Source organism: Candidatus Eremiobacterota bacterium (genome assembly GCA_031082125.1).
GTDB lineage: Bacteria > Vulcanimicrobiota > CADAWZ01 > CADAWZ01 > Ess09-12 > Ess09-12.
The window spans coordinates 123,417-135,578 of the sequence record JAVHLM010000005.1 but is presented as its reverse complement, the minus strand read 5'-3'; the positions used below and the strand labels follow the sequence as shown (position 1 = coordinate 135,578).

Genomic DNA, 12,162 nt, shown 5'->3' with positions numbered 1-12,162 from the left:
CGGTCATGAAGAGAGACAGGTGACAAGGCCAGAGTGATTATTGATATCCACGTGCTCATAGGGGATTTGGATCGGGAAGCGGCGCAAATTTCCCGCGAGGCCATAGGAGAGGCCAAGATATCGGGGCTTGACGGCCTTGTCCTGGTGGCAGGCCCCTCGCCCCTCCCGGAAGGGTTTCTCTCGGCCCTCAGGGCCGATGTCTCAGGCCTTCCTCTCGTGGTCCTTGGAGGGAGGCAGATCGAGAGCCATGAGGGAGCCCTCCTGGTGCTGGGCTGCAATGAGCCCCTCACCGGCTCCCCTTCAGCTATTGAGATCTCGCGCAAAGTCCATTCCTGCGGTGGCGCCGTCGTACTCTGCCGGGGACCCAGGGAGCACTTCCAGGGAGCCCAGGCACCGGACCTTCTCTCGCACCTCTCGCCCTTTGACGGCATAGAGGTTTTCCATGACTCGCTCCGGGGTGAGTCACTGAGGGAAAACCTGGAACTGGCTCACCAGGCGAGCCTCTGCGCCGTTGCAGGAAGCGCCTCTTCCATCCCCGGGCGCTATGCCACCAAATTCTCTGTCCCCATAAGCTCGGAAGCGGACCTGGTGAAAGCCCTCAAGGCAAGACAGGCCCGTCCCTGCGTGCTGGAAGGGAGGGATGTGGATCCCCGCGGCGGAAACAGGGAAAAAATCGCATGGAGCATCCCGAAAGCCCACCTGATGAAATGCAGGGGCCTTCTCTTTGACCTCTACGGAACCCTCGTGGACCTCAAGAGCTTTGAATCCATGGACGAATTCAACAAGATGGCGCAGTGGCTCAACATAGAAGGCATCGGCGTCTCCGGCGAGGATCTCTATGATTTTTACCATAGAAGGGCTAAGGAGCTCTATGCCTCCGCCATTCAAAGAATGTCATTCCCTGAGGTTGATATTCTCAGGGTTTTCCGCGAGGCGCTCCACTTTTTTTCAGGCCGCGACCTCGGCCGCGAGTTCGCCAGGAAAGCGGCGCTTGTATTCAGGGCGCTCACCATAAGAAGCATGAGGCTTTATCCCCACACGAGGAGGATCCTCAGGGAGCTCAGGAGGAGAGGATACAGGATGGGCATCATCACCAACGCGCAGGCGGCCTTTACGGTGCCCGAGGTTGAGGATCTTCATCTTGCAGGCTTTTTTGACTTCATCATTCTCTCTTCAGAGGCGGGCTGCAGCAAACCGGAGCGCCAGATCTACGAGATCGCCCTCAGGAAGCTCGAGATCCCCCCTGCCGAAACGGCCATGATCGGCGACGATCTCCACGGCGACATCCACGCCGCCAAAATTGCCGGCCTCAGGACCGTCTATCTCAAGACCAACGTGGGAACCTCGTCTTTTCCCGTTGAGCCCGATGTGACCCTCACCAACGGAGATCTGAGAAACCTTCTGCGCCTCTTTCCCTGATCCCCTATTTCTCCTTCGAGAGCGCCTTTATGCGCTTCTGCACCTCCGCGGAGTCCTGGGAGCGGGGATTTTCATCGAGGTACTTCTGATAGAGGGCGGCGGCCTTTCTGTTGTCGCCCCTCAGTTCATAAAGGTGGGCAAGGTTGTAACAGGCAGCGCTGTTTTCGGGGTCGGCCACCAGGGCTTTCTTGAATGCCTCGAGGGCTTCATCATACTGTGCAAGCTTTTCCAGCGCCACCCCGAGATTGTTGAGGGCCAGAATATTCTCCGGCTCTGCCAGCAGCACTGCCCTGAACTCCTCACGGGCTTCCCGGTATCTTTTCTGCCGGTAGTAAAGGATACCCAGGTTTATCCGCGCCGCATGGAATGAGGGGTTGCGCTCAAGCGCGCCGTCAAAGCTCACCAGGGCCTCCTGGTACCTGCCCGCCTGGAGGGCAAGGGTGCCCAGGGCATTCAGCACCCTCTCATCGCCGCTTTTTATCTTCCTGAGCTCCTGTTCTGCCTCATTGAAGCTCCCCATCAGAGAGAGCAGCACCCCCAGGTTATAGCGGGCCTTCCAGTTCTCCGGATCGGCGATAAGGGCCTGCCTTACGGCATCATGGGCCTGCTCAAGGGATTTCCGGGTGAGGTACACGATGGCGGTATTGTTGAAAGCCGGGCTGAAATCGGGGGAATCCTCCACTACGCCCGAGAGAATCTTGAGGGCCTTTCCATGATCGCCTTTTCTCATCGCGATAAGGGCAAGGTTTACCCGCGGAGCGGGAAGCAAAGGGGCCATGGAAAAGGCCTTCGTGCATTCCGCTTCCGCCTCGTCAAGCCTGCCCATCGCCAGGTAAAGGGCGCCGAGGTTGTTATAGCCGCCGGGCTCATCATAGGAGATCTCAAGAACTCTTTTGAAAAGCTTTTCCGCTTCCCGGCGGTTTCCAAGCTCCGCAAGGACAATGGCCCGGTCCGCCAGGGCTGCCCTGTTCTCGGGTTCGACTTCCAGGAGCTTCATGAAGGCCTCATCGGCTTTTTGAAGGTCACCGCTCCCCATCAGGAGAAGGCCCAGGCCGAAGAGAGCGCCTGCATGACGTGGTGAGCGGGAAAGGAGCTGCCGGTAGCGGCCTGCAGCCTCCTGGAGCTTTCCTGCCCGCTGGAGAGCCTGTCCTTCAAGGAAAAGGGTCTCATCATCGGGAGCCCCCTGGCCCCAGGCAGGAGAAAAAGCCAAAAACAAGAGGGCACAGAAAAAAATACCGCAGAGATAACGAGCTTTGTATTTCATCGTGCCCTCAGAAAATCAGTCTCCCGGGAAGCCTATTTGGTAAGCTTTTCAACATATTTCTCAAAGGCGAGAAGGGCTCTCCAGAAAATATACGTGCCGAATCCATAGGCCCCAATCTGCACCAAGGTAAGGATCACTTCCAAGAAAGACAAGATTCCAAAACCGCCGCCGCCACCGCCGCCGGGCCCGCGCATTCCTCCCATTCCTCCGCCTGGCATATAATCACACCCTTTCTTTGATAATCCCTCCCTAATTCGCCTTTTGTGCACTATTTCCTTCTCTACCCCGACAATCAAAAGAGCCTCATGGAGGCTCTCGACATCAATAAACGCAGCACACTCGCTGTTTTGATTTAAAAGAGGCACCGGTGCGGGGAAAAATTACGCAAGTGCCTTGAGCATGGCGAGGCGCTCCATGAGTTTTTCTCGCTGGCCCATGGCAAGGGCCTCGCGGGCCTTTTCAGCATCGACGACATGCTCCGGGGCATTCTTCACAAAAGCCTCATTGGCAAGCTTTCGGCGGACTCCCTCGAGGTCTCTGCCCACTTTTTCAGCCTCTTTCTCCATGCGCTCGATCTGCTTCGCTATGTCGTCAATCTCCTCGCCGGGCAGCACTATCTGGTGCACGTCCACAATGGTCGTGACGGCTTTCCCGGGAAGCTTCTCCCTTGCATCAACAATGACAAGCTTCTCCAGGACCCCCAGGTTTTCAATGAGGGCCCGCTCGGCGTCAAAAAGGCGGGCACACTCACCGGAATCGGTGTGCAGGTATATGACTGTTTTCTTTCGGGGAGGGAGGGCGACGTCGCTTCTCAGGCTTCTTATCCCCCTCACGGCGTCAAAAAGCATGGTGATATTCTTTTCAGCACCCTCATCTATGAGAGCACCATCGGCATCAGGCCAGGACGCACAGGATATGCTCCCCTCGCGGCCCGGGAAAAGGCTCCAGAGCTCCTCGGTGATGAAAGGCATGAGAGGATGGAGAAGCCTTAAAAAGCGGCTGAATACATAGTCAAATATGGTGACAATCCTCTCCCTCTCGATCTCGGCAGCGCCCTCGTTGAGCAAGGGCTTCACTATCTCGATATACCAGTCACAGAAGTCGTCCCAGAAAAAATCATAGAGCATCATGCTGATGGCATCGAAGGAATAGCCCTCAAAGGCTTCCCCGGCGCTTGCCACCACCTTGTTCATGCGGCTCAGAATCCACCGGTCAGCAAGGCTCAGGGAGAAATCCCCCGGCTTTTTTGAGGGGAGGCTCTCAGGATAATGGGAGAGGCAGAAACGGGCGGCGTTCCATATCTTGTTGGCAAAATTCCTGCTCATCTGGATGCGCTCGTCGGTGTACACGATATCCTGCCCCTGGCTTGTCATGTAGATGAGGCCGAAGCGCGTGGCGTCGGTGCCGTACTTATCGATGAGTTCAAGGGGATCGACGCCGGTTCCCAGCGACTTGCTCATTCTCCTGCGGTCCTTGCCCAGGATGGTGGCATGGATATAGACGTCACGGAAGGGGACCTCTCCCCTGAATTCAAGCCCCATCATGATCATGCGGGCCACCCAGAGGAAAATGATGTCGCGGGCGGTGACCAGCACATTCGTGGGGTAGAAGAATTTCAGGTCATCGGTTTCCTGAGGCCACCCCATGGTGGAGAGAGGCCAGAGGCCCGAAGAGAACCAGGTATCGAGCACATCGGTTTCCTGCTCGAGGCGATGGCCATGGCACGAGGGGCATTCCACGGGATCTGACAGGAAGGCATCTCTATGGCTGCAGTCGCTGCAGGTCCACACGGGAATCCTGTGTCCCCACCACAATTGCCTCGAGATGCACCAGTCCCTGATATTCTCCATCCAGTAGCGGTAAATGGCGGAGTACTTCTCAGGTATGAAGCGCACCCTTCCCTGCTTTTCCGCTTCTATGGCCGGCGCGGCAAGCTCCTTCATCTTCACGAACCACTGCCACGAGAGGTACGGCTCTATGACGGTATGGCAGCGGTAACAGTGGCCCACTGAATGGGTATAGTCTTCAATCTTTTCAATGAAGCCCCCTCCCTCGAGGTCTTCCAGGATCTTCTCCCTGCAGCGGAAACGGTCAAGGCCCTCATAGGCCCCTCCCGCCTCTTCATTCATTATCCCCTTTTCATTGATGACCACAATGAGCGGCAGGCCATGGGCCTGTCCCACCTCGAAATCAACGGGGTCGTGGGCCGGCGTAATCTTGAGGGCGCCGGTGCCGAAGGCGGGGTCCACGGCTCTGTCGGAAATGACGGGCAGCTTTCTTCCCACGAGAGGGAGGACCACTTCCTTCCCGGCAAGAGCGTGATAGCGCTCATCTTCCGGGTGAACACAGACTGCCGTGTCTGCAAGAATGGTTTCGGGCCTCGTGGTGGCTATTACGACTCCCTGTGAGCCTTCAGGAGCATTGTACCGGAGGTAATAAAGCTTGGAAGCCTTCTCCTCATGCTCCACCTCAAGATCGGAGAGAGCCGTAAGGCAGCGGGGGCACCAGTTGATGAGGCGCTGCCCCTTGTAGATGAGGCCCTTCTGGTAAAGCCTCACGAAGGCTTCCCTTACCGCCCGGGAACACACCTCGTCCAGGGTAAAGCGCTCTCTTGTCCAGTCACAGGAGACACCGAGCCGCTTGAGCTGCATGATGATGGTGCTGCCGTATTCATCTTTCCATTTCCACACGCGCTTTACAAACTCTTCCCTGCCCAGGTCATACCTGGTGAGCTTTTCAGAGGCGAGCTGCTTTTCCACCTTGTTCTGGGTGGCGATACCGGCATGATCGGTGCCGGGGATCCAGAGCGCCTCAAAGCCCATCATCTTCTTGCCACGGATAAGGATGTCCTGGATCGTGTTGTCCAGGGCATGGCCCAGGTGGAGCGATCCGGTGATGTTGGGCGGAGGGATTACGATTGAATAGGGCTTTTTGCGGGAGCTGCTGTCGGCCCTGAAGAGGTTATCGCTGACCCATTTTTCGTACCATCTGTTTTCCACATCTGCGGGCTGGTAGACTTTTTCAAGACTGAGCTTCTTCACCTTACTCCATTCCTTTTATCGAATTGATGTCCAGCACCTTCGGTGCTTTCTGCGCCGCTTTCTCGGGGTTCTGCGGTCCTCCCACGTAGGAGAGGTCGCTCATGCTCATCTCAAGCTCCACCTTCTGCTTGGCAAGCTTTCTGCTCATCATCTTGAGGAAGGCATCGATGACCTTTGGCTCAAATTGCGTGCCAATACACTCATCTTTCATCTTCTTGAGAGCCACCTCGGGGGACATCCCTTTTCTGTATGGCCTGTCGCTTGTCATTGCATCGTAGGTATCGGCGACACCTATAATCTGGGCGCCGAGGGGGATAGCTTCTCCCTTGAGCCCATGGGGATAGCCTTTCCCGTCCCATCGCTCATGATGGTGAAGGACCAGGTCCAGCACCTCTTTTTCAAGGGACCCGATACCGGTGAGAATTCTCACCGAAGCATTGGTGTGGTCTTTCATGATGGCCCATTCATCAGGCTCAAGGGCCTTATCTTTCCTGAGGATGCTGTCAGGCGTGGCGATTTTTCCCACATCATGGAGCGTGGCAGCCTTCTTGATAATCTTCACCTGATCCTCGGTGAGCGCCATGGCGATGGCAAGGTTCTCGGAAAATTCACGGACACGCTCGACGTGGCCATGGGTATACTCGTCCCTTCCCTCGAGAGCCTGTGCAAGGCCCAGGATGGTCTCGTCATAGCTTCGCTCCACCTGCTCGATGTACTCGATGTTCTTGATGGAGATGGCGACCTCTATCGAAATGAGGCTTAAAAACTCCTCCATGTCCTCGGTATAATCGGTACCCATGACGAAATTGGCGAGGCCGATGAGGCCGAAGGGCTTGGGGTCATTATGGGTCTTGAGAGGCACGCAGATGAGGTTCTTGATCTTTTCATGGGTCCCCGCGAGGGCCGTCATAAGCTTGTCCTGGTTGTCCTTGCCGAGCCTTATGGGCGTTCCCCTCGTCACGACCTCGTAGAAAAGCTCCGACATCTCGAAGACCTTCATGGTGATCTCGGTGAGAATGCCGTCGTAGTGCTTCACTTTCAGAAAGTTATTTTCAAGCCTCATCAGAAAGGCTGCCTGGGAGTTGATTTCCAGGCGCGTCTTGCTCACGATATCCTGGTAGAGGGCCTGGAGCTCTTTCTGAGTCGCGATGTCATGGGCTATATGGCGGATGGTGTTGTTTTTCTGCCGCTCCTGCTGGTACGCCTCCTGAATTTTCTTTCTTTCTTCGCCCTGGCTCCTGATGATGCTGTAAGCCTCCTCAAGGGTCTTGGGCACCTGCCAGGAGATGCCGGAGCTCTCTATCTGCTTATCCTTGACCGCTGAGACTGTCATCTCAAGGGGAGCTTCCTCGTCATTCTTCTTCCCGATCCGCAGCTTTTTCCTGAATTCCGTCTCCATCATTGAGGGGATGACGATAATATAGACAAGGGCGAGAAACAGCCCTGCATAGACCAGTATTTCAGCGGGAAGAATCTTCTTGATCATGAGCACCAGTGCCGCAACAAAAGCAAGCACGGTGGTTATCTGAAGGATCCTCACAATTGGTGCCATTACATCTTCGCCTCTTTCGGCTGGCTTTTGGTTTCTGCGGAGAACATATGGATGAATTCCCTGTACATGTCGGGATTGAAATGCTTCTTGTTCATCTCGTTCATTATCTCGATGGCCTCTTCATGGGTATAGCGGGTGCGGTAGGGCCTGTCTGTAGTGAGGGCGTCGTACACATCGGCTATGGTGATAATCTGGGCCTCGATGGGAATCTTGTCCCCCGCTATCTTGCGGGGATAGCCGGTGCCGTCAAACTTCTCATGGTGGTGGAGTATCCCGGGGATGCAGTCGCGGAGAAAGCTGAGAGGCTCAAGCATCCTCGCCCCTATTTCCGAGTGGTCCTTGATCTGGGCATATTCCTCGTCATTGAGCTTCCCCGGCTTGTTCAGGATGGCGTCAGGGATGCCGATCTTACCAATGTCATGGAGCGAGGCCGCAAGGCCCAGGCGATCGACAAATCTCTTGTCAATCTGGGGGATGAGCCCTCTTCCGAGCTTTCGGGCAAGCTTCTGGGAAAATTCCTTGACCCGCTCGGAATGGCCCTGGGTGTATTTGTCCCTCTTTTCCAGGAAGATGGCGATGGCCACCGTCGTATTGATGTAAGTCTTCTCCAGCTCCTTGTCAAGGTTCATGTTGTGGATGTAAAAGGCATATACCCCGTTCACCGTGGCGAAAAGCATCTTCTCATGCTCCGAGAACTCTTCCGGCTTGCGCTTGTTCATCACCAGCAGCACGCCCATAAGCTCATTGCCGGGTTTGAAGGGATAGAGAAGGACTTCACTGATGTTTTCCTGGAGGCTCTTGAAAAATTTCATCTGCGAGGCGCTCTGTTTCTCGTGAAGAAACACAGGCTGGTTTTTCTCCTTGAGCCACCTGATAAAGGCATCAGGCACCTTGAGCCTCTCGATAAGGTCTGCAGGGAAGCCTGCTGAGCCGCTCAGGACAAAGTCCTCGCCCTCGCGGAGAAAGATGGCCGAATAGTCGGCACCTGAATTATTGATGATAAAGCTTGCGAGGATGCTGTATATCTCGTCGGGCTCCTTGCCCTTCACGGAGAGGAGGGTGGAAAAGAGGCTGTTGAGGACCTCCTTGCTCTTGGCGCTGGGGGGCTCCTGAAACGAGGCTGAAGGCTGCGGGACAGGCGGCTCCCCGTCTTTCGCCGGCTGCGGAGAGGGCTTTTTCCTCCCGCCTTTCATCTTCTCGAGCGTGGCGCCTATATAGAAGCCGAGCACGGTGAATAGAAACACAATTATCCCGAGGACGGCAAGTATCTGTGGCGTGAGACTTTTGGGCATGGCACTCCCGCTTTTCCTTAGTTATTCCCCCCACCGGCTCTGCACTAGGAAGCTTCTTTCTGCACGTCTCCGACATAATAGAGGGAGGGCTGGGCATGGCCCTCGACGACCTCGGGATTGATGATGCATTTTTTCACTTCGGTGCATGAAGGAATCTCATACATGATATCCAGCATAATCTCTTCTATGATGCTGCGCAGGGCTCTTGCCCCGGTCTTGCGCTTCTGGGCTTCCTTGGCGATGGAGGTGATACCCTCCTTGGTGAATATGAGCTCCACGTTATCCATGCTGAATATTTTCTGGTACTGCTTCACAAGGGCATTCTTGGGCTCAACGAGAATTCTCTGGAGCATATCGGCGTCAAGAGGGTGGAGGGTCACCACGATGGGAAGGCGCCCCACGAACTCGGGGATAAGGCCGAATTTCAGCAGATCCTCCGGCATGACCTGCGACAGAATATCGCCGATTCTCTTTTCGCGCTTTGTCTGAATTGACGCCCTGAAACCCAGGGACTGCTCCTTGACCCTTGACTCAATGATTTTTTCCAGATCCTCAAAAGCCCCGCCGCAGATAAAGAGCACGTTCGTGGTGTCTATCTGGATAAACTCCTGGTGAGGATGCTTGCGGCCTCCCTGGGGAGGCACGTTGGCCACGGTCCCTTCCAGAATCTTGAGCAGGGCCTGCTGCACTCCCTCTCCCGAGACATCGCGGGTAATGGAGGGATTCTCGCTCTTGCGGGCTATCTTGTCAACCTCATCAATATAGACGATCCCCTGCTGCGCCTTTTTCACGTCATAGTCAGCGGCCTGGATGAGCTTGAGAAGTATGTTCTCCACGTCCTCTCCCACGTAGCCGGCCTCGGTAAGGGAGGTGGCATCGGCAATGGCAAGGGGCACGTTGAGGATCTTTGCAAGCGTCTGGGCAAGGTAGGTTTTTCCACATCCGGTGGGACCTATCAGAAGTATGTTGCTCTTCTGGATTTCCACGTCATCGCAGTTCTGGTTGCTCATGAGGTGGATCCTCTTGTAATGGTTATACACAGCCACGGAGAGGGTCTTCTTCGCCTTCTCCTGGCCTATGACATACTGGTTCAGGATATTATTGATCTCCTTGGGCTTGGGAAGGTTGATGAAGCGGAGCGAGTCCTCGCCGTGATGGGAGAGCTCCTCCTCGATAATCTCATTGCAGAGCTCGATGCACTCATCGCAGATATAGACACCGGGCCCGGCGATAAGCTTTCTCACCTGCTCCTGGTTCTTCCCGCAGAAGGAGCACTTAAGCTGTCCCCTGTCATCGCCAAAACGAAACATTTACTGCCTCCTTGCTCCCCTGCCGCATGAGCCGGCGCCACAGGCACTCCTGTGAGGTCCTGTAAAAGGAAAATGAATAAATCCCTTCCGTGCGCTGCCGCACAGAGAGATCCCAGAAGGAAATACTGCTTTGATCTCTCTTCTAAATTGTACCACAAAAAGGCACCCCGAGACAACTACCGGGCTTCCTTGGTGATGACCTTGTCGATAATCCCGTACCCCACGGCCTCATCGGCTGACATATAGTAATCTCTCTCGGTATCATGGATCACTTTCTCAAGAGGCTGCCCCGTGTGCATGGCGATTATCTTGTTAAGGGTCTCTTTTGTCTTGATAATCTCTTTCGCATGAATGTCTACATCGGTGGCCTGCCCGCCGATTCCCTTCACCCAGGGCTGATGGATGAGGATACGCGAGTAGGGAAGGGAAAAGCGCTTCCCTTTCGCGCCGCCGCAGAGAAGGAGCGCTGCAGCACTGGCGCCCATGCCGATGCAGATAGTGGAGACATCTGGCTTTATCACCTGCATGCAGTCATAAATCGCGAGCCCTGCCGTGGTTGATCCGCCAGGGCTGTTGATATAGAGGTCTATGTCCTTGTCGGCGTCCTCCTGCTCCAGGTAAAGAAGCTGGGCGATCACCAAGTTCGCCAGGTGATCGTCTATGGCGTCGCCGAGAAAGACAATCCTGTTCTTAAGAAGCCTCGAATAGATATCATAGGCACGCTCGCCGCGGGCAGTCTGCTCGACCACCATAGGGACAAGGTGCTGTGACCGGATATCAGGAACCACTGTGAACTCCCCTTTCTATTAAAGCATCGTTGCTAAATCCCGGCCTTATTCTGAAGCAAGGGCTTCCACGGCCTTTTCCTCTTCCGGCCCGCCTTTTTCCTTCCGGAGAGGCACGTAAGAGATGACGGCATTCGCCACCAGGAACTCCATGGCTTTCTTCTTGAGCATCGCGTACTTGAGGCCTGCAAGCCTGCCTTCCTTTTGTAAATTTTCTTTCAGTGCGCCAAAATCCTGCTTCAGCTCTCCGGCGATTTCCTTTACCTTTGCCTCTACCTCCTCGTCGGAAACGGCAATGTTTTCCTTCTTTGCCACAGCCTCAAGGGCTATTTCAAGCTTTCCAATGCGCTCGGCCTGAGGCTTGAGGCTCTCAAGGTAACTCACCACCTCGCTCTGGTTCTTTCTCACATAGTCTTCAAAAGAGAGGCCCTTGGCGGCGAAGTTTCTGCGCATGTCATCGAGCATCATCTGCTGCTCATAGGCCACAAGCGAGGGAGGAAGGGAAATTGCCACTTTTCCCAGGAGCTTTTCCGCTATGGAGTCCTCCACCTGAGCCCTGGTCTGCTCATCGACCTTTTTCACAAGCTTCTCCTTGATATCATTTCTGAGCTCTTCAAGGGTCTGGAACCTGGAAACCTCTTTTGCAAAGTCATCATTGAGGTCGCTCAGTACCTTTTTCTTGATGCCGTGCAGCTTGAAGTGGAAGTCTACGGGTTTTCCCTTCAGATCGGAGGGATAGTCCTCAGGAAAGGCCATGGAAAAAGTCTTTTCTTCACCCTTTTTCAGGCCCCTGAGGTGATCGATGAAGCCGGGAATGAACATGTCCTCGCGGATCTCCATCTGGTAGTTGGTGGCGCTTCCCTTGTCCACAGGCCTGCCTTCCGAAATGCTCTCGAAATCGACAATGGCCATGTCGCCTGCGTCCAGTCCTCTGTCCTCTCCAATGTCCTCGAAGCGGGCTGCATTTTCCTGCATGATATGGATGGTTTTTTCGACATCCTCGTCCTTCACCTCAGGCTTTTCCTGCTCAATCTCGAGGCCCTTGTAGCCCTCCAGGTCAACCTCAGGTTTCACCTCGATGAGGGCAGTGAACTTGAAATCCTTTCCCTTTTCGAGCTCCTTGATTTCTATGGAAGGCTCCGCGAGAGGAGTGAGCTGCTCTTTCTCTATCGCATCCTGGAGCGCTTTGGGCAAAAGCAGATCACGGACCTGCTGCATGATAAGGTCACGGCTTATCTGGCGCTCGGCCAGTTTCAGGGGGGCTTTCCCTTTCCTGAAGCCCGGCACCACCACGTGCCTCACCGCCTCTTTTACCGTCTTTTCAAAGGCACGGTCTACTTCCGCTGCCTCGACGGCAATTTCAAAAGTATACGTGGAATTCTCGCCCTTCTTCACCTCTACGCTCATAACCTCACTCCTTGCCTTGTAATAATCGTATTTTCACCGACATCTCATCAGGCCAGAGAACATCCCGGCGCATGCCTCGCTGCTGAGTGCAT

General features: G+C 54.9%; 9 protein-coding genes. 1 reads left to right on the top strand and 8 read right to left on the bottom strand.

The genetic code is table 11. The features are described from left to right. The first annotated feature begins 33 nt into the window (after positions 1–33). Positions 34–1,419, top strand: a complete 1,386-nt coding sequence (locus RDV48_07530) for an HAD family hydrolase (protein ID MDQ7822626.1) — start codon at positions 34–36, stop codon at positions 1,417–1,419. 4 nt (positions 1,420–1,423) lie between these two features. On the opposite strand, the gene RDV48_07525 is transcribed toward RDV48_07530, so the two are convergent. The 8 genes from RDV48_07525 to tig form a co-directional block, all read right to left on the bottom strand. Then, positions 1,424–2,683 (bottom strand): tetratricopeptide repeat protein, encoded by a 1,260-nt coding sequence (locus RDV48_07525; GenBank protein ID MDQ7822625.1) that lies wholly within the window; start codon positions 2,681–2,683, stop codon positions 1,424–1,426. A 32-nt stretch (positions 2,684–2,715) separates the two neighbouring features. Then, entirely contained in the window at positions 2,716–2,979 is a 264-nt protein-coding gene (locus RDV48_07520; protein ID MDQ7822624.1) for a hypothetical protein, read from the bottom strand. 84 nt (positions 2,980–3,063) lie between these two features. Beyond that, positions 3,064–5,724 carry a valine--tRNA ligase gene (locus RDV48_07515; protein MDQ7822623.1) on the bottom strand — a complete coding sequence of 887 codons (2,661 nt, stop codon included), beginning with the start codon at positions 5,722–5,724 and terminating at the stop codon, positions 3,064–3,066. A gap of 1 nt (position 5,725) precedes the next feature. Beyond that, positions 5,726–7,276, bottom strand: a complete 1,551-nt coding sequence (locus RDV48_07510; protein MDQ7822622.1) for an HD domain-containing protein — start codon at positions 7,274–7,276, stop codon at positions 5,726–5,728. Further along, the gene (locus RDV48_07505; GenBank protein ID MDQ7822621.1) at positions 7,276–8,568 is read right to left on the bottom strand and encodes an HD domain-containing protein; all 1,293 of its coding nucleotides are present in this window, start codon (positions 8,566–8,568) and stop codon (positions 7,276–7,278) included. The genes RDV48_07510 and RDV48_07505 overlap by 1 nt, the downstream gene beginning before the upstream one ends. A 44-nt stretch (positions 8,569–8,612) precedes the next feature. Next, positions 8,613–9,878 carry an ATP-dependent Clp protease ATP-binding subunit ClpX gene (gene clpX, locus RDV48_07500; protein MDQ7822620.1) on the bottom strand — a complete coding sequence of 422 codons (1,266 nt, stop codon included), beginning with the start codon at positions 9,876–9,878 and terminating at the stop codon, positions 8,613–8,615. Positions 9,879–10,054: 176 nt separating this feature from the next. Continuing rightward, positions 10,055–10,654, bottom strand: a complete 600-nt coding sequence (gene clpP, locus RDV48_07495) for an ATP-dependent Clp endopeptidase proteolytic subunit ClpP (GenBank protein MDQ7822619.1) — start codon at positions 10,652–10,654, stop codon at positions 10,055–10,057. Positions 10,655–10,711: 57 nt separating this feature from the next. Further along, a complete protein-coding gene (gene tig, locus RDV48_07490) occupies positions 10,712–12,070 on the bottom strand; it encodes a trigger factor (protein MDQ7822618.1) in 1,359 nt (452 codons plus the stop codon). Positions 12,071–12,162: the final 92 nt, after the last annotated feature.